Annotated in this window: 15 protein-coding genes; 6 read left to right on the forward strand and 9 right to left on the reverse strand. The window is 58.6% G+C overall.

Going from position 1 to position 23927, the window contains the following annotated elements; genetic code table 11:
- From I8E17_RS28880 to I8E17_RS28900, 5 genes are all read right to left on the reverse strand, one after another.
- Positions 1-894 carry a CsgG/HfaB family protein gene (locus I8E17_RS28880; RefSeq protein WP_229002214.1) on the reverse strand — a complete coding sequence of 298 codons (894 nt, stop codon included), beginning with the start codon at positions 892-894 and terminating at the stop codon, positions 1-3.
- A 143-nt stretch (positions 895-1037) separates the two neighbouring features.
- Positions 1038-1346, reverse strand: a complete 309-nt coding sequence (locus I8E17_RS28885; protein WP_229002215.1) for a curli assembly protein CsgF — start codon at positions 1344-1346, stop codon at positions 1038-1040.
- Between the two features lie 41 nt (positions 1347-1387).
- Positions 1388-1897: a hypothetical protein gene (locus I8E17_RS28890; protein WP_113367477.1), complete on the reverse strand. Its 510-nt coding sequence runs from the start codon at positions 1895-1897 to the stop codon at positions 1388-1390.
- Positions 1894-2322, reverse strand: coding sequence for a curli-like amyloid fiber formation chaperone CsgH (csgH, locus tag I8E17_RS28895; protein WP_069615138.1), 429 nt, complete (start codon positions 2320-2322; stop codon positions 1894-1896). The genes I8E17_RS28890 and csgH overlap by 4 nt, the downstream gene beginning before the upstream one ends.
- Before the next feature lie 27 nt (positions 2323-2349).
- Positions 2350-3423, reverse strand: coding sequence for a hypothetical protein (locus I8E17_RS28900; protein WP_112723832.1), 1074 nt, complete (start codon positions 3421-3423; stop codon positions 2350-2352).
- Between the two features lie 326 nt (positions 3424-3749).
- Between I8E17_RS28900 and I8E17_RS28905 the strand changes: the two genes are divergently transcribed.
- Complete coding sequence (locus tag I8E17_RS28905) at positions 3750-4235, forward strand: hypothetical protein (protein WP_069615136.1); 486 nt, start codon at positions 3750-3752, stop codon at positions 4233-4235.
- A gap of 399 nt (positions 4236-4634) precedes the next feature.
- On the forward strand, positions 4635-5060 hold the full coding sequence (locus tag I8E17_RS28910) for a hypothetical protein (protein ID WP_069615134.1): 426 nt from the start codon (positions 4635-4637) through the stop codon (positions 5058-5060).
- A gap of 388 nt (positions 5061-5448) precedes the next feature.
- Here I8E17_RS28910 and I8E17_RS28915 read toward each other — a convergent pair whose 3' ends face one another.
- The 4 genes from I8E17_RS28915 to I8E17_RS28930 all read right to left on the reverse strand — a co-directional run bounded on the left by I8E17_RS28915 (position 5449) and on the right by I8E17_RS28930 (position 10041).
- Positions 5449-6216 (reverse strand): response regulator transcription factor, encoded by a 768-nt coding sequence (locus tag I8E17_RS28915; RefSeq protein WP_069615132.1) that lies wholly within the window; start codon positions 6214-6216, stop codon positions 5449-5451.
- A 258-nt stretch (positions 6217-6474) separates the two neighbouring features.
- The gene (locus I8E17_RS28920) at positions 6475-7146 is read right to left on the reverse strand and encodes a Crp/Fnr family transcriptional regulator (protein ID WP_069615131.1); all 672 of its coding nucleotides are present in this window, start codon (positions 7144-7146) and stop codon (positions 6475-6477) included.
- A gap of 253 nt (positions 7147-7399) precedes the next feature.
- Complete coding sequence (locus I8E17_RS28925; protein WP_069615130.1) at positions 7400-8620, reverse strand: polysaccharide pyruvyl transferase family protein; 1221 nt, start codon at positions 8618-8620, stop codon at positions 7400-7402.
- On the reverse strand, positions 8617-10041 hold the full coding sequence (locus tag I8E17_RS28930) for a hypothetical protein (RefSeq protein ID WP_219511746.1): 1425 nt from the start codon (positions 10039-10041) through the stop codon (positions 8617-8619). Before I8E17_RS28930 ends, I8E17_RS28925 begins: the two co-directional genes overlap by 4 nt.
- 243 nt (positions 10042-10284) lie before the next feature.
- On the opposite strand from I8E17_RS28930, the gene I8E17_RS28935 reads away from it, so the two are divergent.
- The 4 genes from I8E17_RS28935 to I8E17_RS28950 all read left to right on the forward strand — a co-directional run bounded on the left by I8E17_RS28935 (position 10285) and on the right by I8E17_RS28950 (position 23799).
- Positions 10285-11034, forward strand: coding sequence for a glycoside hydrolase family 16 protein (locus tag I8E17_RS28935; protein ID WP_229002216.1), 750 nt, complete (start codon positions 10285-10287; stop codon positions 11032-11034).
- A gap of 290 nt (positions 11035-11324) precedes the next feature.
- Positions 11325-13238 (forward strand): non-ribosomal peptide synthetase, encoded by a 1914-nt coding sequence (locus tag I8E17_RS28940; RefSeq protein ID WP_113367479.1) that lies wholly within the window; start codon positions 11325-11327, stop codon positions 13236-13238.
- Complete coding sequence (locus I8E17_RS28945; RefSeq protein ID WP_113367480.1) at positions 13235-21319, forward strand: non-ribosomal peptide synthetase/type I polyketide synthase; 8085 nt, start codon at positions 13235-13237, stop codon at positions 21317-21319. The genes I8E17_RS28940 and I8E17_RS28945 overlap by 4 nt, the downstream gene beginning before the upstream one ends.
- Positions 21316-23799: a condensation domain-containing protein gene (locus I8E17_RS28950; RefSeq protein ID WP_113367481.1), complete on the forward strand. Its 2484-nt coding sequence runs from the start codon at positions 21316-21318 to the stop codon at positions 23797-23799. The genes I8E17_RS28945 and I8E17_RS28950 overlap by 4 nt, the downstream gene beginning before the upstream one ends.
- Positions 23800-23927: the final 128 nt, after the last annotated feature.

A 23927-nucleotide genomic window follows, 5' to 3' on the forward strand; every position in this document is an offset into this window, starting at 1 on the left:
TCATGAGCTCTTCGGCCTGTCCTTGACCAGGATGGGCTGGGAGGTAGCCTCCACGGCCGGTTGCGCCGCGCTGGCGGCGGGAACGGCGACCGCCGGGCCGATCGGCCGACCGTTGGCATCGAGCTTGTACGTCATGGCTCTTTGATGCTCGTCCAGATATCGCATGAACGCCGCGCCGGCGGCGGCATCCCTGAATTGCCACAGCCCGTTCCTTACGCCCTCGAAAATCAACGAATAGACTGCGAGCTGAATGCCTTCCTGGACGCCCAAGGTCGTGGGTGCATTTCGTGTAATACCGCCCTCGATCTGGAGCAGTTGATCGACACCGACGAAACGGAACGCCGATCCCTGCAACTGCACGGAATAGATCGTCTTGGTCGTGCTGACAGAGGCTAGCACCCGCCCGGTACTGACGCTGACGGCCCGCAAGGATACAGTCACGATGTCCTTGCGGTACTGCGTGTTCCCGCCGATCCCGAGATAATTGGCACCGATACCGCCCGTCGTTTCATTGGAATCATAGCCGATGATACCGCCATCCAGCAGCACTCCGGCAAACCGAAGCGGCGGGATGCCGCCAGCCTTCGCGCCGTAAACCGCCGACCTCGTGTTCTGGATGATCTGGCGTTCCTGCAGCAGCGATTGCAGATCGGTACGCTCGACGACATTGAACCAATTGCCGTTACCAGCCTTGGTCAGAACGTCAGTCAACAGCTGCGCGCCGCCCTGCGTCAGAGCGCGGGAATATTCGGCAAAGTTTTCGTTTGGTTTGTTCTGTCCCGTCAGATCGGGAAAGGAATAGACCGCCACATCGAGCTTCTGTATGGGCGGCGGCAGACTCTCCAATGCCACACCTGACTTCGTGGCGGGCATAAGCGTCGCTGGAGTGCTCATCGGGTCTAGGCTGCTGCCCGCGGCGGCGCAGCCACCAAGACCCAATCCGCATAGGATGGCTGCGACAGGAAAACCAACATGTGACATGGCCGCTCGAATAAATCGCTCCCAACAACACCGAACGAGGACGCAATCAATTTGGTTCAAGGATTGGCCGGCACCTGGCCGCTCTGGATCACGATGACCGGAGATGTTCCGGTTGAACCCGTACCTTGATCAACGTTCCCAAGATTGCTCAAGGCCTTATCGAGACCGGACAGATCCGGCGTCTGTTGCTGCCCCGACTTGACGCCGGCGCCCTGCGTCTGCGCCGTCGAAAGCAGGAATGAACCATTCAACGGATTGCCTCCAAATGTCGGATTGGTCGGCTGATAGACCAATTGCCCCGCCATGGCCGGCGCCGCCATCAGGGCCGCCAGACCAACTGTAATCATTGCCGCATCTATTCTCATTGCTATTCCCCTCCCCTATTTTCAAAGGCTGCTGCGCCCACTCAACGTTTGATGAGCAAACCACCACCCGGTAAACGTGCGATCAGCACATTGACAGGTGCCGAACCCGCGGGCTGAAGAACGCTTACGTTCAGGCCTGCGCCATTCAGCAATACGACATTCGACTTCAGATTATTGCCGCCCTGCAGGACGTTGATATTGCCGTAGTTCCCTATGATACCGGCAGTCGAGCTGTTACCCGTTCCTGACTGAAGGTGATACACGCTGTTGCGCGTTCCTATTTCCAGCGTCCTTGCCAAGTTATTGCCTCGCGGCACCAGGATCGCTTCCGGCGTAGCGGCCATACCTGCGGAAAGGTGGGATGACGAAGAATGATATTGCTGCTGCTGTTGAGGCGGCAGATTTCCAAGTTGCGCAGTCGTCGTGACATTGACCGGGATCTGGGCGACATAGGCCGTCTCGGCTCGACATTCCGTTGCAATCTGGCAGAACGAGGCAGCCAAGACGAGAGCGGCGCCGAGCACGGATTTCGTATCGTTCAGGCGTTTCATTCTGGCAATCTGCATTGTGATATACCTCGATCGGTTTCGATCAATAGCCTTGCACTCAGTTCTACCCCGTTTCCTGCATCGACCATTGTCGTGGCAAGAAGGTTCTCTGCTCCTGGCTTTAATGCGAAGCTACCTTGCTGAATGCTCTGGCTTGAGCCTGTTGCGTTATGTTTGAAAAGAACCAGCCTGTATGTTCCGGATACTGTTACTACCGACTTTGCAATCGCCCGCACCATAAGAAACTCGTCCTTCCTGTCTGCTTTGATCAGGCACTCAAACTCGGCCTGAGACGAGGCAGGGACGGCGAACGCGAACAACAAGGCCGCGGACAAGAAGGATTTCAGAAGCAAAATGGATGTTGATCGCCCGACATTGATTCCGGCATACATGGCTGGTTCAGCCGCATTAAAGGAGGAGGCGGACATTTGCTTTCGCCTCCTCCATCGGCAAACTCAGTGCTGGACCGTAACGGCCGTGTTGCGATAGCCGAACTGCGCCGTAACCGACGTGTTCGTCAGGCCGCTCGAGCTGGTTTGAGAGGTAACGGCATAGTTTCCCGAACCGATCTGGATGGTTCCCTGAAGGTTCGAACCGCTGACGGGGAACACTGTCTGCAGCCCCGATTGCGAAGCGATCGCGGTATTGCGATAGCCGGCCTGCACGATCATCGAATTGTTGGAGCCGAGCGGATTGGCGATCTGGGATGTCAGAGCGGTGTTGCCCACACCGAACTGCGCCGTGGTCGCCTTGTTCGTGCCGAAGAACGACGACTGGCCGGTCATGGCAAAATTATGCGCGCCCGCCTGCAACGTGTCTTGCGAGTTGTTGCCGCCCGCCTGATCGGCGAAGGATATATTGCCCCAACCGAACTGGGTCGTCGACGACGAATTGCCGTTGAAGCCGATGACACCGAACTGAGAGGTGACGGCAAAGTTGCCGGCGCCGACCTGCAGCGTTGTCTGGTCGTTGCCGCCGCCGTCCTGGCCGACGATGGCGCCGTTACCCCAGCCGAACTGCATGGTACTGGAGTCGTTTCCGCCATGCTTGCCATCGGTCTGGGTCGTCGAGGCGAAGTTTAGACCACCGACCTGCAGCGTGTCTTGGGAGTTATCTCCCTTGGACTGGTCCGCGAAGGCGGAATTACCGAAGCCGAACTGGGCGATCGTCGAGTTGTTATCCGCGCCGTCCCGCTGCAGGGTCGAGGCGAAGTTCATGACGCCGGCCTGGAACGTGCTCTGATCGTTCGTCTTGCCTTTCTGGTCGGCGAAGGCGACGTTGCCGTCACCGAATTGCAAGATGGCTGATGTGTTGGATTTGGCCTTGTCCTGATTGGTGACGGCGAAGTTGCCGACACCATTCTGGAATGTCAGAGCATCATTATTGCCAGTGTTCTGACTGACGAAAGCACCGTTGAATGCACCCACCTGGCCGATAAACGATTCATTTTCGGCTGGCGGCGACGGGGGCCCGGCAAATGTCAAAGACGTGCTTGCCAGCAAGACGGCGAGAGCTCCAATCGTCCTCATGTGATCCTCCCTGTTCTCCATGACGGGGCAAGCGACCATTCGCCGCCCTCGAGCTTTTTAATAGGCCGCGGAAGGAGAGCCGAACAAGAGAACCGTTCGGACTAAGACAGCAACACAGATCTATGTGAAATAGAAATCGCCTACTTCGAAATGAGTAACGGATTAGATGTGTATCGCTATGACGTATGAGCTATACTCTTCTTTGATTAGGCATTCTAACCCATATGAAATCTAGATAAATACAATCCAGGTGTGCAGCAATTCATGCTACTCATAGATAGCTTCGATGAAAGGCTTGCCACATGATAATGGATTAGTTGACAGCTATGGCTACGTTTGACAGTCTCGTGGCATCCGAAGCAATCGTTAAAGTTGAGATCCAGCTTGGTCGAAAGCAGTCACCCAAGCGACTGCTTTTCGCGACACCAAGCTTCGTGAACTGGTTGAGCGAACGCGTAAGCAAAGACGAACCATCTCCGCTCGGTGCGGTCCTCAGACCTGTCGAGCAGCTGGATTTTCTTTTCTATACATTCGTTTCAGGGAAACCGCTCATTCATTGCCGACAGTTCCGGGCAATCCGGGTCGAACGAAATGCGGTTTGGGAACTGAAGACTGTCGATTTCCGCATATTCGGCTGGTTCGTCATGCGAGACTGTTTTGTCGCTGTCTTTGGGGACTGGGCCGACCATGTGAAGGATCACGATCTTTACCGCGGCTATCGGCTGGAGGTGCGTCGATTGCGCCGCACGCTTGGTGTGGATGATGCGTTGTGCGTAGAGGGAGTAAATCCGGAAGATGTCATTTCGGTTTGAGATAGGGGCGCGGGCGCGGGCGGCCAGCCGTTTCATCGCAGATGTTCGCAGCGACCTGGCCGCCGCCGTCCTCGAAAGGCGATCGCAGAAAGGGTTTACTCAGCAGCGACTTGCGGAGTTGGTCGGCGTCAGCCGAAGGGATCTGAACCGTTATCTCTGCGGGCAAACAGAGCTTCCGCTTCGTTCGATCGCGGATCTCGCCTGGGCGCTCGACAAAGAGATCCACATTGAGCTGTGCGATCCCAAGGGGTCTACGGCAGACGGTAGTGGCCTCTCCGAACCGGAGACCCGGGCAGCTATCCATCCGGTTCGTTCCGGCGGGACCGTTTCCTGGAGCTCATCAAGGGCCATCCGCACGATAATTGCTCGCAGCAACAACGATCGGGACGATTGAAACACATGCGCTATGGATATTGCATATTTTGCGACGACGTTCGCACGGAAATCGGCGAAAAGCTCAGCTTCATCGGCGTCTATAGCGGCGTCCTGATGCTGCCGGAATTTCCCTTTACACTGGCGAAGTTCTGCGTGCATGTGAATCTGATCACCTTGGCGACGGAACCCTACCGATCGATCGTTTTGCGCTGCACCGCGCCCGGCGACCGTCAGCCGCTTCTTGAAGAGCGATTGGACGCCACCCAGCTCAGCGAGCAGAAGGATGTCATGGAGAACGCGGAAGCGAGTGATATCCCGATCAATGTCGTCGTGGGCGCCAGCCTTGTCTTTTCACCGCTGAGATTGCGTCAGCCGGGCCTTCTGACCGTGAGTGCGATCATCGACGACAAGCCCGCGGAAATCGCTTCCCTGCGTGTGGTACAACATTGAGCTGGCCCGCGCGAACTTCGGCCACCAAACAGCATCGCCATTTGTCGGATTGGTTTTTTAAGATTCCGTCGTCGACGCGTGTGAAAGCTCCACTCATCGTGCAAAAGCAGTAAACTCAAACTCCGGCGGAAATGCCTGTTGGTCGGCCCCTTAGAACAGGCCCGGCAGCTCAAATACGCGGGAATTCCGAACTTGCTATATCAACTTTTGGCCGCGATCAGCCGCCGGCGCTTTTCCATCGACCGACGGCAGCTTCAACAGCCGAGGCTTTGCGAACCTGCCCTGCAGGTCACTTGTGCGCCGGCGCCGGGGGCCGGTGGCTTCTAGCTGGAGCGACACGGCGTTTCCCGGCATTATTTTACATGGTAGGTGGGCCGCGGCCGACTTATTATCGAACGAGTTCCCGAATCTTGTAGGCAACTTCCGTTCGGTTCGTCGCGTTTAGTTTCTTCATGATATTGCGAATGTGCACTTTGACCGTGCTCTCGCAAAGATCCATCTCGTAGGCGATGATCTTGTTTGCCTTGCCTCGCCTCAAAGCCTCCGCGACGACGACTTCGCGTGGCGTAAACAGGCTATCGAGGCAGCAGTTGCGGCTGGCCACGGGTGCGATCGCCTCCTTGGCGGCCAGCAGGCTGCTTGCCGGCACGAAGACACCACCTGCCCGCGCGAGAGCCACCGCTTCGGCGGCGACCTTGATTCCGACGCTGGTCGGGATGTAGCCGCGGGCGCCGCACTCCAGCGCATGCAGCAACTGCGCAAGCTCATCGCCATCAGCGCCCACGATCACCGGACTCGTCTGGAATCTTTCCACCAGAGCGCAGATCTTGGCACTGACATCCGCGTCGGAAACCTTACGGCCGCCGATCATGAAGAGAACCGCGGACGGTAATACCTGCATATTGCGCATCTGCCATTCGTCAAGCGAACCCACGGTAACGATATGCATGGCGCTATCGCATTCGGTCAGACTTTTCGACAGGCACTCGCGATCGAGAGCGCGAGAATCTATGAGAAGAATATAGTCTTCCCATTCATCGATCCCGGGCGTGCCGGATGCGATGAATGGCCTCAACGTGTCGGATGTCCGAACTGAAATGATGCGTGCGCCCGTGTCTGACGTGAATTTTTCACTTGTGAGCGATTGTCCAATCATGGCCGTTACCCCCAACTTTTAAAATGGCCTTTGTATTTCTTGCAACCTTTAGAGTATTTACTCGATTTAAATAGAATAACATCCGTTTAAGCCGAGGATCTTCTTGAGCTCCCATATTTGTCCCCTCTTTTTAGGTTTATGTTACCGTAGTAATTGCTTATTTTGTTTTTCCGCGCATTAACATATGTTAATAATGAATTTAAATATTGCATAAAATAATTCTTTCTTGCTCCATTAATAATAGAGGCAAAGCATTGCTCAAACCATAGTTGTGTCGAAACAGGACTCGTCGAAGTCGACGAGATCGGCTAGCCGCGGCCGATCGAGAAAGGCGACAACGCCGTTGCGGAAGGACAGCAGGCCGGCTTCACGCATGTCCCTGAGGACGCGGTTGATGTGCACCGTCGACAAGCCAACCGCATCACCAATATCCGCCTGGGTCAAAGGGCAATCGAAATATTCTGCATTTGCATAGTCCCGCGAGGTGCCGATGCGTGCCCCGAGCTCGAGCAGCAGGTAGCCGGTTTTCTCCAGAGCGTCGCGGCGTCCTATATTGGCGAGCCTCTCAGACATGCGCGCCTGATGCCGCACCAGTTCAGCAATGACGATACGATAGAAAAACGTTGGCGCTTCGATCTTCGGCAGCGACGTGAAGTCAGGGAAGACCATCACCGTGACATTGGTGATCGCCCGCACGGTCTCGCGCGAAAGCGCCGTCAGGGATGTCGAAATCATATCGCCGCGCAACACGAATTCCGTCATGAAGCGCGTGCCGTTCGGAAGCATCTTGCTGCGCGAGGCCCACCCATCGAGCACAAAGAGTAGGCGTGGCGTATCGTTATCGTAGTCGCAGATCACACTACCTGCAACAAAGGTCCGCGCTACGCCACCGAGGCTGCGAATATGCTCAATTGAAAGCTGCGCTGCCATGCCGTCATCTCCTCGGACGAAAAGCATATTTTGAATGCTCTAGGGGCCATTCGAAAATATACTTTTCGTGAGTTCCAAGTATTCAATACCATAGAAAATCAACGATGTCTTTATTGTAAATTGATATCCGTTGTTCCTCAAATTTTTACCGCCATGGCGGAACAAAATTCGAGATTTTTATGTATAATTTTTAGTATTTCCGCCCGCGTCACAAATTCTATACTATCGGCTTCCTGTATCGTTATGCGTGCACCTATATCCGCGACATAGCGCATTGGTCGCGCTCGACCAGATGTCGCCGCATGTTGGAGATTCCGGCGCGGGCTTCCGAAATCGTGTCGCGATGGCGGCGCGCCTCTATGCCTTCCTGCTGCGCCGCCTTCAGGAGCAGGGCGACGTGCTTCGGCGGCGGCGATATTCCCTTTATGAAGTATGTTTCGCGCCCGACCGAGTTGAAGAAACCTTCGACCTTCTTGTCCCAAGCCAAGCCGACATGGGGAATTCCGAGCGCATAGGCGGCAATGCATGCGTGCAATCTGTGAGCCAGAACCACATCCAGGGACTGGATGATCTGGATGAGATCGATCGGAAGCCGCGGGCGTCTGCAAACATGCAGAGTGCCGGATTTGGCGATACGCTGCCTGGCGACCGAAGCGCCGATACGCTCCGCAAAAGCTTGATCCTCTTTGGCTCCATTGCAGAACAAGACCACCTGCTGGCCATCATCCAGGAGAAGCTCGATCAGATCGCGGTAGGCTTCAACATCGGCGAAGGGGATCCCATCGGCCTGAACGGCACCATGCCGATGCAGGACGATGGGATCCGTCACGCACAGACCTATGGTAAAAGGGCCTTTGGACGGAGCGCGCACGCCTTCATGCCCCGGCGAGGCCTGTATCAGCAGTCCGGGATCACGCACGATCTTCGCATCGGGTCCATCGGGAAAGTGCTCACGCCAGTTATCCTGCGCAAAGCCGTCGCGTACCGAAAGATGAACAAGGCGCGCCTGCTTCAATCGGGCAAAGAGATGATATGCTGGCTCCGACCAATGGCTGCCGACCCCAACAGCATAGATCGCCAGCGGCCGATCGTACCGTACGACACAATCGAGCACCGCGCCGATCTTCAGCGGGAAATTGAGATCATCGTCCTGAAACAGGTTCCCGCCGCCGATCACGACGGCATCGGCAACCGCAACCTTCTCTTCCCATTGTCCGCGAAGCGCGCGCAGCCTGCGCTCCAGTACGGCGCGAACGAGCCGCCGACGGGCGCCGGCGGGCAGTCGATGGAGCAATCCCAGCACGAGCCGTCTGCGGCCGCCATGACCTGTCGCGAAGGCCTGTCGCCCGGCCAGGTCGATCGTTTCCACTTCGATCTCATCCCTGCCGCTCGCCAAGGCGGATTCGACGCATTCCGCAAGCAGCCCGTCCCCGAGATTTTCGCTGTATTTGACGTTGAAGACGACAACCTTCATTGCATCTCCCCGATGGTGCGCAGCCGCGGGGTGTATTCGCCCCGGATCTGCCGTGCTTCGGCACTCAGCGCGGAAATGCTGCCTGCGAGGATATAGAACATCAGTCCGAGGTCATACACGGTACCGGACGTGGCCGCTGAAATGAGAACCGTGATGATCCCGGCCTTGGCAGCGCGCAGAACCGCGGTGGTTTCCCGCGATGATGAATGCGAGCCGCGCATGTCGGCCAAGAGCAGCCGAGCGACGAACATCGCAAAGAGTAGCGTGCCGAAGACGCCGATATTGGACAGCAGCACCAGACCGAAGCTCGATGCCCGGGCACTCCCAAGGCCGGCGCCAAAGCCGCTCGTGTCCAGAAAGGCCCGGTAAGCCATGGCGTTCCACATGAAGCGCTCCCGCCCCGACTGGCTATCGGCCTTCGAAAAGAGCATCTCGTCCAGAAAATCTTGCAGATTATGCGCGAGATCCGGCATGACGATGAGAACGAAGAAGATGACGAGCGGCATGCTGGCCAGAATGGACACGATCAGGACGGGCCGGCCGGCGCCAGGCTCGCGACGGGAGGCCAGAAACGACTGAAGGCTGAGGATCGGCAGGATGGCGGCGAGCCCGACAAGTGCGGTCGCCGACGTCGACAGGATCAGCGCGACCAGCAGCAGACCTGAAAAAGTGCCGGTGACCTTCGAGCGGATGCCCCCAAGCCAGAGGCTGGTGACGATGGCAAAGAGCACGAGCGTGAAATCGGCGAAGGCCGAGGCTTCGGGAAACGTTCCTGAAATGCGCTTCAGGCCGCCCTTTTCGGCATTGGTCAGGAGCGCGTAATTGGCTGTCCGCACGAAACTCAGCAGAAAGTCCGTATGGGTGAAATGGGTCACTATGTCGGCCAGCGCGAAGCTGAGATTGACACCGACGACAACCAGCACGCCATTGATAAAGGCCGAAGGGGTGTCCTGACGCCGAAAGAAGGCAAAGGTCGTCATGAAGCAGATGAGGCCGCCCGCCGCGTAGACCGATTGAGTGATATTGTTTGAAGAGAAACGTAACGGCACCAACGCGATCAGGTTACGTGCCCCTATCGATCGTTCGACCGTCATCGTCTGCGTCATGCCTTGGAACATGCGCGGGAAGAAAATCGCAGAGAAGATTCCGAAAGCCGTCAGAAGCAGCAGAAAGAAACCAGGGCGCCAGGGAGCCAGGGCGCCGAGGAACGGCCCCTCTCCATGGGCCGCAAACAACCGTGCGGCGAAGAATATCAGAAACAGGCTCGGAACGAGTACCGATGCACCGCCAAGACCGGGTATGCTGAAGGCCGCCGCCGCACCGAATACCGTCGACAAAACCATGATGATGAATGACCATCGCACAGGCGCGGTCAGCGCAACAACTCCTACAATCAGTGTTACGAGCCCCATGGCATTCATGTCTGGCAATCCGGTTGCTCTGCCTCAATATCGCCGCAAACTACCACGGCGTCATGCAGCTGTATTTCCGCCACGCCTAAGCCTTTTGGTGGACGTTATGGCCGAAATACGTTCTATACCGCAGAAATTGTACCGTTCATTCTCATATGCATGGATCAGTTCTCGCCGATATCCAATGTTCGATGCAGGAGCAACCGCCGCGTATTTCTTCGCGCGTCGATTGCGGCTGCATTGGTTTCGATCATGGATGCAGGAATTGTTCGCGCCGGTGATACAGGCGATACGCTTGATGTCAGCAGTATGACACTTACCTTCGAGGATGCTTTCAACGATCTCAGCATCTCCGCCTGGGGACCCGGTACCCGCTGGATTTCCCACACACCATGGAATGGCGACTTTGGTGGCGCTCGCTTCTCGGATCCGAGTGGTGACTTCCCCTTCGCAATACAGGATGGGACGTTGCGCATTACCGCTGCACGCGACAGCAAGGGTCTATGGCGCTCCGGCTTGATTGCCTCGGTCGATGAGCATGGAAACGGTTTCTCTCAGCAATATGGCTACTTCGAGATGCGGGCGCGATTGCCGGATGGACCCGGTGTCTGGCCGGCCTTCTGGCTTATCGGCAGGGATCGGTCAAAGGCTACCGCCGAGATAGATGTCATCGAATATTACGGCGATAAGCCCGGCGCCTACTCTTCGACGGTGCATGTCTGGCATCGGGATGGGCGGCACGACTCTGCCTTTTCCCGCATCAATGTATTCGCCACCGCAAGTCCCGCTGATTTGCACACCTATGGCGTGAAGATTGATTCCGATTTCATACGCATGTATTTCGACGGTAATCTCGTCTGGAAAACCAAAATTCCGCCGGAACATCGCCAGCCGATGTATATGCTCATCGACCTCGGTATCGTCGACGGCATATCCAAGATGGCTGCGGCCGACCCATCATTCATGTTCGTCGATTACGTCAGAGCCTATCAGTTCAAATAGCCTCTGCATCGTCCGGCTCTCCGGTAATTCTTCCTGAACCATGGCGACCGTGTGACCTTTCGATTGGCAGGATAGATGCCGCGCATAATGCTTTCGGTCGCGTTGCGGCGGCCATGGCGGACCTCTCCGACAAAATGGCTACGCGCCCTCATGACTTACGACTTTCGGTGGTGCGGACAATCATCCCAATGACCAGCTGGTGCTTTTGCTCCAGCGTGAAATTCTGCGATCGACGACGAAGCATTTCGCAACATGCCGTCATCCATCGCAGGACAACCCGGAGAGCGATAATGATTGACCGCGAGGCGCAGGCAGACACAATTGGCGCAGCAAGCATGCATTACGATCGCAATCTTTGCCTTCATCACATGCTACGCGAACAGGCCAGGGCAGTACCGGAGGCAACAGCTCTCGTTTCCCGCGATATCCGTATCACCTATCGTGACCTTGATCGCATATCCGATGCGCTGGCGTTGCATTTGATAAAGGTAGGTGTCCACAAGGCCGACATCGTCGGCCTTTTCCTGCCGCGCAGCATCAATGCGATCATTTGTACCCTGGCCATACTGAAAGCCGGCGGCGCCTATCTCCCGCTCGACCCAGCCTTTCCCGTGGAGCATCTCGACTTCGTCATCGCGGAATGCGCTCCCAAGGTCATTTTCGTCGACTGCGCCCATGGCGAGAAGCTGGCCGGCGTGCCGAGCATGAACGGCAAGGTCATCGAAGCGGATGCCATCATCGCGGAAATGGCACATCGGCCCGGCGCAACCATGCCGTCCATCGAGATAACGGGCGGCGATCTCGCCTATATCATGTACACGTCCGGCTCAACCGGGCGGCCCAAGGGAACGATGATCTGCCATCGCAGTATTTCGCGGGTCGTTCTCGATCAGAACTATATCGAATTCGACCGCGATGACGTCGTCCTGCACACGGCCACCATCTCCTTCGACGCATCGACACTCGAAATCTGGGGTGCGCTCCTCAACGGCAGCACATTGGCGGTCATGCCCGATACCGATTTCTCGATTTCACGGCTGTCCGATTTCATGCAGGAGACGGGTGTCAGTATCGCCTTCCTGACGACGGGGCTATTCAATCTCTTTGCCGATCACGCCCGCGCGACCCTGCCGAAACTTCGTCATATCCTCTTTGGAGGCGATGTCGGTTCGGCCGTTCACGCTCGCCGCTTCCTGGAGCACTATCCCGGCTGCAGGCTCACCAATGCCTATGGGCCGACCGAAACGACCGTCTTTGCCACCGCTTTTCAGGTTTTGCCAAGCTTTTCGGGCACTGAGCTGCCGATCGGTAAGGCAATCGCTCATACCGGAATCGCGATATTAGACGAGGAATTGCGTGTTGTTCCTCCAGGCATTGAGGGCCAATTGGCGATTTCGGGGGACGGCCTCGCTATTGGCTATTTCAAGCGACCGGAGCTGACGGAACAGAAATTCGTCACCATCGAAACCAGGGATGGCGTGACGCGCTTCTATCTGACCGGCGACGTGGCCTGCCTGAAGCCGGACGGCACTGTCATCTTTAAGGGACGCCGGGACCGGCAGATCAAGATCAACGGCAAGCGCATTGAACTCGATGAGATCGAGGCAGCACTTCGCCGTGATCCACGCCTTGCCGACGGGATCGTGCTTTGCCACATGCAGGGTGAGAACCTCAAGCGCATCGTTGCCTATCTGTGCCCGAAGGAAAGCTATATGGGCGCGGGCGCCGATCTGGCGCAGAGCGTCATGGCGACACTGCGCGCGGCTCTTCCCGCCTATATGATCCCGAATGCCACGGTTATCGTTGACGCCTTGCCGCTGACCCCGGCCGGGAAAGTCGATCGTTCGAAATTGCTGCCGCCTCCGGTCGAAACCCAGACAAAGCCCGCCGATGTCAGGAGCCGGACGGAGGAACTGCTGACGACGCTATGGCAAGACGCATTGGCGCTCGAAAGCGTCGATCTCGATCGGAACTTCTTCGATCTCGGCGGCACGTCCCTTCAGCTGATGGAAATTCATGCCGGGCTCGAAGAGACGCTCGGTCACGCGATTGATGTGGTTGCGTTGCTGCGTCATCCGACCATTCGCGAACTCGCACTTCACCTGGATGGCCGCGCATCCGGCCCAACCCGTCTTGCCGCCGCGGCGCAGCGTGCCGCGCTGCAGAAAAAGGCGATCTCTCATATCCGCAGGAGCTCCTTATGAAAGGGAATCACCAGGACAATGGCAATCAGCGTGATTTCGAAGACAATGAGGACCTGAGCGAGCAAATTTCCGGGCATATCGCCATTATCGGCATGTCCGGCCGCTTTCCCGGAGCCCCTTCGGTGCAGGCACTCTGGCAGCTTGTACTCGAAGGAAAGAACGCCTTTTCGCTTTTTTCGCCGGATGAGATTGAAGACGCTTTTACCGATGAAGAACGGGCACAGCCGAATTATGTCGCCGCAAGGCCCCATCTCGACGGCGCCGATATGTTCGACGCTGAGTTCTTCGGCATGTTTCCGCGCGAAGCCGCCGTTACAGATCCGCAGCACCGGATCTTCCTCGAAATATGCTGGGAAGCCCTCGAGGACGGCGGCTACGATCCACAGCGCTATGACGGCCTGATCGGGGTTTTCGCCGGCTCTTCGATGCCGACCTACCTGATCAACAATGTTCTGCGCGATCGCGCCAAGGCGGAAGAATTCACGTCGAACTACCAGATCGGCTGCTTCCATGAGCTTGTTGGCGCGCTCAACGACACGCTGGCGACCCGTATCGCCTATAAATTCAACCTGCGCGGTCCGGCTTTCACAGTGCAATCCGCCTGCTCAACCTCGCTCCTCGCGGTTTCCCAGGCATGCCAGAACCTGCTGACCTATAGCTGCGACATGGCTTTGGCGGGCGGCGTGTCCGTCACCATTCCGCAAAAGCGAGGCTACATCTACCAGGAAGGCGGCATGGCCTCACCCGACGGAACCTGCCGGCCGTTCGATGCCAACGCCGCCGGAACGGTTTTTGCCAGCGGGGCGGGCGTCGTCCTCCTGAAACGGTATGAGGACGCGCTCAAGGACGGCGATCACATCTATGCGGTCATTCGCGGCTATGGCATCAACAATGACGGCAGCGACAAGGTCGGCTTCACGGCACCGAGTGTGGAAGGCCAGGCCGAAGCGATTGCCACGGCTCTCGCAAATGCGGCCGTCGATCCCTCGACCATCGGCTATATCGAATGCCATGGCACGGCGACGCCGCTCGGCGACCCCATCGAATTCAACGGATTGACGCGCGCCTTCGCACAGGATGCGTCGCAGCCAGGCCGCTGCGCGCTCGGATCGGTCAAGGGCACCATCGGTCATACCGACGCGGCGGCCGGCGTGACAGGCCTCATCAAGACGGCCTTGGCCCTGCACAGCGGGAAAATCCCGCCGATGCCCAATTATCAGCAGCCCAATCCCCGCATCGATCTTGAGAAAAGTCCCTTCTACATTCCGGCGACGGCAACCGAGTGGCCACGGGGACAGGCGCCACGAAGGGCGGGTGTCAGCGCTTTCGGCGTAGGCGGAACAAACGTTCACGTCGTTTTGGAGGAGCCCCCCTACCCCCTGGCTCAGTCGAAAGAGGCAGAGGGCCACCACATTCTCCCGCTTTCGGCTCGCAGCAAGCAGGCGCTTGCGGAGATGCGCGCCAATCTGAGTGACCATCTCGCCGAAAACCCGAAGCTTTCAATGGCGCGACTGGCCCACACGCTTCAAACCGGACGACGCGAGTTCGGTCACCGGCTGGCCGTTACCGCCGAAAATATCGAGGAAGCGATCCTCAAGCTGACGACGGAGAGCTACCAGCCGCTCGTCGCCGCCGATCAGCCGTCCGTCGCCTTCATGTTCCCAGGCCAGGGCGCGCAATATGTCGGCATGGGTGCCGGGCTTTACCGCTCGGAGCCGGAGTTTGCGCGCTGGATCGACCGCGGTTCCGAGCTTTTGAAGATGACGCTCGGGCTCGATCTGCGCGACTACATCTGCCACACCGGCTCGGCGACGCAGGCCATCACCGACGAGCAGCGCGAAACCCGCATCGCGCAGCCCTGCCTCTATCTCGTCGAATATGCGCTTGCCCGATTGTGGTTCAGCCGCGGCGTCAAGCCGTATGCCATGATCGGCCACAGCGTTGGCGAGTTTGTCGCCGCTACGCTCGCCAACGTCATTTCGTTCGAGGATGGCCTCCGTCTTGTGGCCAATCGCGGCCGGTTGATGCAGCATCAGCCGCAAGGTGCGATGGTATCCGTTCGTGCCGATGCCGCAACGACGGCCTCCTACCTGCGCGGCGCGGTGGAGATCGCCGCGATCAATGCCCCGAAACTTTGCGTCATCTCCGGTCCGTTTGCCGATATCGAGACCGTTTGCGCGGCACTTTCGGAAGCTGAGATCGCCTTCAGCCGGCTGCACACATCGCACGCCTTCCATTCCGCCATGATGAACGATGCGGCTCTGGCGCTACGCCAGGAGACCGAGAAGGTCACCTACGGTACGGCCACCATACCCTTCATCTCCGGTGTGACGGGTGATTGGCAGACAGCCGAATTGGCGACCTCGCCGGATTACTGGGCCATGCATTGCCGCGACGCCGTTCGCTTCGCCGACGGGCTTGCCACGCTCTGCCGCGACCGCAAGCCGGTTCTTCTCGAAGTGGGGCCGGGACGCACACTGTCGGTCTTTGCCGCCCAGACGATCGCACGCGACGGTCTTGCCGCAATCGTACAAAGCCTGCCCGAACATGACCGGGCCTCCGCCGCCGCGGCAACGCTTGCAGAGGCTCACGGCAAGCTGTGGATGGCCGGCTGCCGCCTCAACTGGCCGGCACTTCCATCGGTGTCACGGCAGCGCCTGTCCCTGCCGACCTATCCCTTCCAGCGGCAGCGCCACTGGATCGATGCCCCGCCATCCTCGCGTCGGGCATCGACCCAGCGCCCGAATGCCGAAATAGACAGTCGGCCAGCCGCCGAACCCTTTGTCTCTGACGTCAACCTTATCGGGGAGAATCGAGCAATGAATGTTGCAGCACCCATTCCCACCTCCAACCGTCTGCCGCAATTGGAAGCGGCTCTTCTGACCTTGCTCAGCGACATGTCGGGCGAAACGCTCGGGCCGGATGAGCGAGCAGCAACCTTTCTGGAGCTCGGCTTCGATTCCCTCTTCGTCGGCCAGTTCGCGCAGCGCATCGAGAAAGACTTCAAGGTCAAGATCTCCTTCCGGGAACTGCTGAGCGATATTCCCTCCGTTGCCGATCTGGCTGGTTATCTCGATCGTCAAATGCCACAGGATGCGGTGAAGACGGCCGAACCATTGACCGCGGCCCCCAACGCTGCTGCGGCGGCACCTCCCATGCCGGTTTCGACGCCGATGCCGATCATTGCGCCTGCTCCACAGCTCGCATCGATCCCGGCTGGGGCATCGGATCTCGCCACGGTACTGCAATCGCAGATCCAGATGGCGCAAACCCTGTTTTCCCAGCAATTGCTGATGCTGCAGGCCATGCAGGGCGGGGTTCCGGCTGCGGTAACGCCAAGCATGCCGTCCACAGCGACCGTCTTGCCAGCCCAGCAAGATGCAGCAAGCCAGCCATCCTCCCCTCCTGCCACGCCAGCACCTGCCGAAAGCGATTTCGGCACCGAGCGCATCAAGCTTTATCGTCCGAACGCCAAAAGCGTGACATCGGAGATTTCCGCCGCCAAGCAGGGTTTCATTACCGATCTCACCAAGGCCTATGAAACCAAGAATGCCAAGTCCAAGGCCTTCACGCAGGAGCATCGCGGATATCTGGCCGACCCCAGATCCGCATCGGGCTTCCGCGCAGATTGGAAGGAGATGGTCTTCCCGATCGTCTGCGACCACTCCAAGGGGGCCTATATATGGGATATCGACGGCAACCAGTATGTCGACCTGGTCAATGGCTTCGGACAGACGGCCTTCGGCCACGCACCGGATTTCGTGATCGACGCCGTCAAGGCTCAAGCCGACCGCGGGTTTGCCATCGGTCCGCAGACGCCGCTCGCCGGTGATGTCGCCAAGATGATCGCCGAAGTGACCGGCCATGATCGGGTGACCTTCTGCAACACCGGCTCGGAAGCGGTCATGGCCGCGATGCGCCTGGCGCGCGCCGTCACCGGCCGCGATCGGGTCGTGGTCTTTGCCAACGATTATCACGGCCAGTTCGACGAGGTGCTGGTCAAGGGCCGTAATCGTGCCGACAAGCCGATTGCCCTGCCGGTCGCCTCCGGCATTCCGTTGGCCTCCGTGTCGAACATGACGGTCCTGCGCTATGGCGCGCCGGAGAGCCTCGATTTCATCCGCGCCAATGCAACCGATATAGCGGCTGTCATCATCGAACCGATTCAGAGCCGCCATCCGGAACTGCAGCCGCGCGAATTCGTCCGGGAATTGCGTGATATCGCCACTCAATTCGAATTCGCCCTCGTCTTCGACGAGGTCGTCACCGGCTTCCGCGTCGATCCCGGCGGGATGCAGGCGATCTGGGGCATCAAGGGCGACATGGCGACCTATGGCAAGGTCGTGGGCGGCGGTATGCCGATCGGCGTGCTGGTCGGCAGCCCGCGTTTCATGGACGCCCTCGACGGCGGCCATTGGACCTACGGTGATAATTCCGTTCCCATGACGGCACCGACATTCTTTGCCGGGACCTTCGTCCGTCATCCGCTGGTGCTTGCCGCCGCCGAGGCCGTGTTGCATCATATCAAGGGAGAAGGCTCCGCCCTCTACGACCGTGTCGCAGAGCGAACGGAGGCACTCGTAGCCGAGATCAAGGCCGATCTCGCCAGGCGCGGCATCGCCGATGTCGTTCATGGCTACAAGAGCTGGTTTGCCACCGATTTCTCCAGTCAGGACCCGCTCGGCGCGTTGTTTTATGCACAGATGCGACTGAATGGCGTCCATATACAGGACGGTTACCCCTGCTTCCTGACGACAGCCCACAGCGAGGACGACTTCCGCTCCATCGCGAAAGCCTTCCGCGACAGCCTCGACGCCATGCAGGCGGTTGGTATTTTCACCGCGATCAGGGAGCCAACCCTATCGCCAATGCCGGTGCAGGCATCCGACGCAAGGCCGCAATCCGCGCCGCTGACGGAAGCGCAGACGGAAATATGGCTTGCAGCCCAGGCGGGCGACGAAGCCTCCTGCTCGTTCAACGAGTCCTTCTCGCTGACGTTGGAGGGGACCCTGGACGAGACAGCCATCCGGCGGGCGTTCGATACGGTCATCGCGCGTCACGACGCTTTCCATATTCGCTTCGATCGCGGCGGCGAATATTTCCGCTTCATTCCGGATTTCAGGCTCGAGCTGCCGCTCCTTGAAGACATCGATGACCAAGGCCTTGCGATTCTCATCGACGATGATGCTCATACACCCTTTGACCTGATCAACGGCCCTCTTGTCCGCGCCAGCATCATCAGGTTGGCACCCGAAAAGCATGTGCTGGTCTTCACGGCTCATCACATCATCTGCGACGGGTGGTCGATCAACACTTTCATCGAAGAACTGGCGATGGCCTATAAGGCCTATAGCGCCGGGAATGTTCCGGAATTCCAGCCGGCACTTTCCTTTGCCACCTATTCGACCGACCTTTCGCCCAGGCCGGAGACATCGCAGGCGACCGAGCAATTCTGGCTCGATCAGTTCAAGACGGTTCCCGATCTTCCCGATCTGCCGCTGGATCGCCCACGGCCGGAATATCGCAGCTTTGCCGGCGGAAGCTGCACCGGCTATATCGGCGCCGAGGTCTACAAGGCGCTGAAGAAAAGGGGGGCGAAGTCGGGCGCTACACTATTTTCAACGCTGCTGGCGACCCTCCAGGTGATGGTATCACGGCTATCGGGCCAGGATGATATCGTCATCGCCATTCCCTCGGCCGGTCAAAGCCTGCTTGACGGCCAAATCCTCGTCGGCCATTGCGTCAATCTGCTGCCGTTGCGTCAGGTTGTATCGCTGACAGAGCCGTTTGCGGCACATCTGAAGGCAACGCAGCAGCTCGTATTCCAGGCTTTTGAACATCAGGATTACACCTACGGCACGCTGGTGCGCAAACTGGATACCAAGCGTGATCCACGCCGCCTGCCGCTCACCGAGATCCAGTTCAACCTCGAACGCATGGCCGGCGGATCGTCCTTTGGCGATCTAACGCCAACCATCGAGCCGAATGCAAAGGCCTTTTCCAACTTCGACCTGTTCTTCAACATGATCGAGGCGAGCGACCACATCCGCATCGATGTCGACTATAACGCCGATGTCTTCGACCGCGCGACCGTGGAACGATGGATCGGCCATTTCTCGACGCTGGCGGCAGCCTTGGCCAAGGACATGGATCACAAGATCGCCGAGCTGCCTCTGCTTTCCGCGGCCGAGAAGTCCTGGCTGATCGACGATCTCAACCGGACGGCAATGCCTTACGATCACGATCAATTCGTCTTCTCGCTCTTCTCCAGACGGGCGGCCGAACATCCGAATGCCGTTGCGGCTCAACATGACGGCCAGTCGATCACTTACGGCGAGCTGGAAACCCGATCGAACCAGCTAGCCCTCTACCTCCAGATGGCGCTTCCCGACCCCGGCCAGCGGATTGCTATATTGGTCGAGCGTTCGGTGAATATGATCGTCGCCCTCCTCGCCGTCATGAAAGCGGGGCATACCTACGTACCGATGGATCCGGCGCACCCGGAACCACGCCTACGGCAGACGCTGGAAATCGCCCGCATCCGCGGCCTGATCTGCGATAGCGACGACATGGCTCGGCTGGCATCGGCGGATATCCCCGTTATCCGGCTCGATCAGGATGCCAAGGCGATCAACTCGATGACGGGCCTCCCCCTGAAGACCCTGCCCGTCGATACCACAGCATCGGCCTACATCATCTTCACATCCGGTTCCACCGGCATGCCGAAGGGCGTGGAGGTCTCGCATCGGTCCCTGACGAACTTCCTGCTCTCCATGGCGAAGGAACCGGGCTTTAGTGCGGATGACACGCTTGTCGCAGTGACGACCATCTCGTTCGACATAGCCGGTCTGGAACTTTACCTGCCGCTGATATCGGGCGGAAAGGTCGTCATCGCCAGCCGCAGTCAGGTCCAGGACGGCTTCGAACTGGTCAAGCTCATCGACGAACACGATGCCACGGTGCTGCAGGCAACGCCTACGCTTTGGCAGATGCTGGTGGAGGCGGGCCTGAAGGATCGGCCGGCGCTGAAAATGCTCTGCGGCGGCGAACCCCTGCCCAAAGAGCTGGCGCGCTCCCTGCTCCAAATCGGTGGCGAGCTCTGGAACATGTACGGCCCGACTGAAACGACGATCTGGTCGTCGCTGCAGCGCATCACCGATGCGGATCAGCCGATCACGATCGGCCATCCGATCGCCAACACCCAGCTCTTCATCCTCGACCAGAGCGAGAATATCGCACCGGTCGGTGTCATTGGCGAGCTGCACATCGGAGGCGACGGGCTTGCCGAAGGCTACTTCGATCGTCTCGATCTCACCGAGAAGGCTTTCGTTCCGCATTGCTTTGCCATCGGGAAGCCGATGCGGCTTTATAAGACCGGCGATGTCGGACGGCGGCTTGCCGATGGGTCGCTGCAGCTGCTCGGGCGGCGTGACCAGCAGATCAAGCTGCGCGGCTTCCGCATCGAGCTTGGCGACATCGAGGCCGTCATTTCCAAGGTGGAAGGCGTGCGCCAATGTGCGACCGTCGTCGCCGAAAACGCCAGGGGCGATCGTTCCCTGGTCTGCTACATCGTGCCGACCGCGGAGGGCGGCGAAGCACTTGCAGCCGATATCGCGGCACATGCCAAAGCCAATCTGCCGGCGCATATGGTGCCGAGCTTCTGGGTGATGGAAAGCGAGCTGCCGCAGACCGGCAACGGGAAGCTCGACCGCAAGACCTTGCAGCAGCGCGGCGTACCGCAGCGTGTTGTCGCGCCAACCAAGGTCCAGCCGAAAACCGAGATGGAAAAACGGCTGCTGGCGATCTGGCAGGATGTGCTCAACCTCGGCGACATCGGCATTGACGACAATCTCTACGCGCTGGGCGCCGATTCACTTGCCATATTCCGTATCGCCGCCCGCATGCGCGACAACGGGTTGTCGCTCGAGGCAAAACATCTATTGCGCCATCCAACGATCGCCGCGCTGGCAGCCTTTGCCGACGCCCAGGGAGGGGATCCATCCGATGCAGTGCATCTCCACATTCCATCACTGCGAGATTTTCGTAACGGCGCGCGCCGCGGCCTGGGGGCATCTCTATGAGTACAGTCGATAACAGCCCAAGCGGTTCGCTTGCCGAACCGCAGATCATCGGTGAATTTCCTTGTACACAGACACAGCTGCGCTGCTGGATTCTCGATCAGCTCAATCCCGGCAACCCGGCGCTCAATGTCGCGGTTCGGTGGGAAATCCGGGGGATATTCAGGGTCTCGACCCTTGAAGCAGCCTTTCGAAAGATCATTCAGCGTCACGAGATCCTTCGAACGCGCTTCATCGAGAGGAACGGCAGGCCCTTCCAGCAGGCCGTCAGCGACGTCAACTTCAAGATGTCGGTGATCGATCTGCGCGGCATGCCGCCGGAGCAGCGCCAGGCGCGGATCCTGTCGATCGGCGAGGAGACGGCGCAGGCGCCATTCGATCTCAGCGCGCCGGGCCTGTTCCGCGTCACACTGCTGATGGCGGAAAACGAGCGCGGTTTCCTGCTGATCACGGCCCATCAGAGTTGCTTCGACGGCTGGTCGATCCGCGTCCTCGGGCGAGAGGTCGGCGAAATAGCCGCCGCAATCGATGCGGGGCGTGCACCGGTCCTGCCCGAGCTGCCCTTGCAATATGGCGACTATGCCCTCTGGCAACAGGAATATCTGCAGAGCTACGGCTTCGAGACGGAAAAAACCTTCTGGCGCGAAACTCTGCTCGGCGCCCCCTATTTCGAAGTCATTTCCGACCGGCCTCGCGGTCAGGTTAAAACCAATCGCGGTGATATTCTCTCCATTGTCCAGCCACCCGCCTTCACCGATCGCATGGATGCGGCCGCGCGCGCTCATTGCGTCTCGCAATATAGTTTCGGCGCTGCCGTCCTCAGTGCGGCCCTTCATCGGTTGACCGAGGCTCCGACCGTGCTCTTCGGCTCGCAGATCGCCGGCCGTGAACATAGCGATCTGGAGGATATGATCGGCGTCTTTATCAACAATCTGGTGCTGCGTTTCGATTTCGGCTCCGATGTCAGCTTCGCCGAACATATCCGTTCCGTCAGCGCGACAATCGAAGGGGCGCTGAACCATCAGCGCATGCCGTTCAACAAGCTCGTGGAACTGGTCAATCCGGTGCGCGATCCGGCGCGCAACCCGCTGATCTCGGTCAACTTCAATCTGCAGAAAGCCTTTCTCGAGGATCGTCGCTACGGCGGCTTCGAGCTGATCAGCTCGCCCTCGCAATCCCCCGGCGTCATCTACGACCTAAGCTTCATCATGATCGGACGGCCGACAGGCTGGCGCATGTCGATCGAATACAATGCCGACCTTTTCGAAGCCAGCACCATCGAAAGCCTCCTGCAACTATGGAGGAACGCTTATGAAATTGCTCTCGATCGCCCTGAGGCGCCGCTTTCTTCGCTCATTGCGCCGGACCGGCACGTGGCAGCTGCCGCCGAGACTGCGCCGATGGATGGCGCCGTCACAGGCAAATCGCCACCGAATACGCGAATGGAAGCGCTTGCTAAAATCTGGAAGGAAGTCCTACAGGTTCCGCAAATACGCCCGGATGATGATTTCTTCGCGCTCGGTGGCCACTCGCTTCTCGCGCTCCGGCTACTATCGGAAACACGCGCAAGACTTGATACAAGCCCGACATTGCAGCTTCTATTCAAACAGCCGACGTTTGCGGGCTTTGCAGCTGCGATCTTCAACAGCGAGGAGATCGAGAAACCGCGGGAAAAAGCAGTAAACCCGTGGGAGTTGATTACCTGCAAACATGGGGTGGGGACCGGGGCGGTCTATACCCTCAACCATCCATTCCTGTACTACCGTCTTGCCAATGAATTGCCGGACGAGATTTCGGTATACAACGTCAACATGTTCCATGCGGATCTGACAGGAGGCCTGGACGGTCTCAGCATCGAGGATATCGCCAGCCATGCGATCGATGCCATGCGGATCGACAAGGCCGCGGACCGCATTGCCATCGTCGGGCTCTGCGTCAATGGCGTCCTTGCGATGGAAATCAGCCGGCAATTGCGTGAGAGAGGCATGGATGTCGGCGTCACGGCCATTATCGATGCCTGGGCTCCAGGCTATTTCGCCTCCCTGCCGAAGCAGGAGCAAGCGCGATGGCATCGGGAGCGGCGGCGCAAACGTCTTGCCTATTTCACCCGGAAACTTCTGTCCCGCCGTATCCGGCTGATCGACTATCTCAAGGAGTTCGAGGTCTCACTGGCGCTACTGAGGATCCTTGGCGTCAGGGCCGGTCAATACTCTCCGGAAGAAGAGGCGAACGAGGCCGTTACCAAATTGCTGGTGACGGCGGCGCGCCGCTATAAGCCGCCGCGGACAAGGGACGAGAGCGTTGTCCTGCTTCGAAGCAGTGCGACCCATCCTCGAGCGCGCAAAATGCGGTTTGGATGGGGTGAGGCGGTCGGAGAGGACTGCATGGTGGTCGATATCGACGGCTGGCATGAGGATTCGTTGACCAGCAACGGCATCCGCGACCTGGCGTCGACGCTCTCGGGAAAACTCGCCGATGCCTAGATTAATTCCAGGAAAAGTGCATAGCGGCTTTCAATCCGGAATTACGTGAAAACAAAAGGATAGAGCGCTTTCGCGACTCGAAAAAGCGGAAAGGCTTTAGGTAGCCGCCAATGCCTCGAACCGTATCC

Origin of the sequence: Rhizobium sp. AB2/73 (assembly GCF_020871915.1) — a bacterium.
Classification (GTDB): domain Bacteria; phylum Pseudomonadota; class Alphaproteobacteria; order Rhizobiales; family Rhizobiaceae; genus Rhizobium; species Rhizobium dioscoreae.

Excerpts from the sequence above, each read along its gene's own strand:
- I8E17_RS28885 (WP_229002215.1), bottom strand. The coding sequence starts at position 1,346 with ATGAGAATAGATGCGGCAATGATTACAGTTGGTCTGGCGGCCCTGATG.
- I8E17_RS28935 (WP_229002216.1), top strand. The coding sequence starts at position 10,285 with ATGGATGCAGGAATTGTTCGCGCCGGTGATACAGGCGATACGCTTGAT.
- I8E17_RS28940 (WP_113367479.1), top strand. The coding sequence starts at position 11,325 with ATGATTGACCGCGAGGCGCAGGCAGACACAATTGGCGCAGCAAGCATG.
- I8E17_RS28910 (WP_069615134.1), top strand. The coding sequence starts at position 4,635 with ATGCGCTATGGATATTGCATATTTTGCGACGACGTTCGCACGGAAATC.
- I8E17_RS28890 (WP_113367477.1), bottom strand. The coding sequence starts at position 1,897 with ATGAAACGCCTGAACGATACGAAATCCGTGCTCGGCGCCGCTCTCGTC.
- I8E17_RS28925 (WP_069615130.1), bottom strand. The coding sequence starts at position 8,620 with ATGAAGGTTGTCGTCTTCAACGTCAAATACAGCGAAAATCTCGGGGAC.
- csgH (WP_069615138.1), bottom strand. The coding sequence starts at position 2,322 with ATGTCCGCCTCCTCCTTTAATGCGGCTGAACCAGCCATGTATGCCGGA.
- I8E17_RS28900 (WP_112723832.1), bottom strand. The coding sequence starts at position 3,423 with ATGAGGACGATTGGAGCTCTCGCCGTCTTGCTGGCAAGCACGTCTTTG.
- I8E17_RS28920 (WP_069615131.1), bottom strand. The coding sequence starts at position 7,146 with ATGGCAGCGCAGCTTTCAATTGAGCATATTCGCAGCCTCGGTGGCGTA.
- I8E17_RS28905 (WP_069615136.1), top strand. The coding sequence starts at position 3,750 with ATGGCTACGTTTGACAGTCTCGTGGCATCCGAAGCAATCGTTAAAGTT.
- I8E17_RS28950 (WP_113367481.1), top strand. The coding sequence starts at position 21,316 with ATGAGTACAGTCGATAACAGCCCAAGCGGTTCGCTTGCCGAACCGCAG.
- I8E17_RS28945 (WP_113367480.1), top strand. The coding sequence starts at position 13,235 with ATGAAAGGGAATCACCAGGACAATGGCAATCAGCGTGATTTCGAAGAC.
- I8E17_RS28915 (WP_069615132.1), bottom strand. The coding sequence starts at position 6,216 with ATGATTGGACAATCGCTCACAAGTGAAAAATTCACGTCAGACACGGGC.
- I8E17_RS28930 (WP_219511746.1), bottom strand. The coding sequence starts at position 10,041 with ATGAATGCCATGGGGCTCGTAACACTGATTGTAGGAGTTGTTGCGCTG.
- I8E17_RS28880 (WP_229002214.1), bottom strand. The coding sequence starts at position 894 with ATGAGCACTCCAGCGACGCTTATGCCCGCCACGAAGTCAGGTGTGGCA.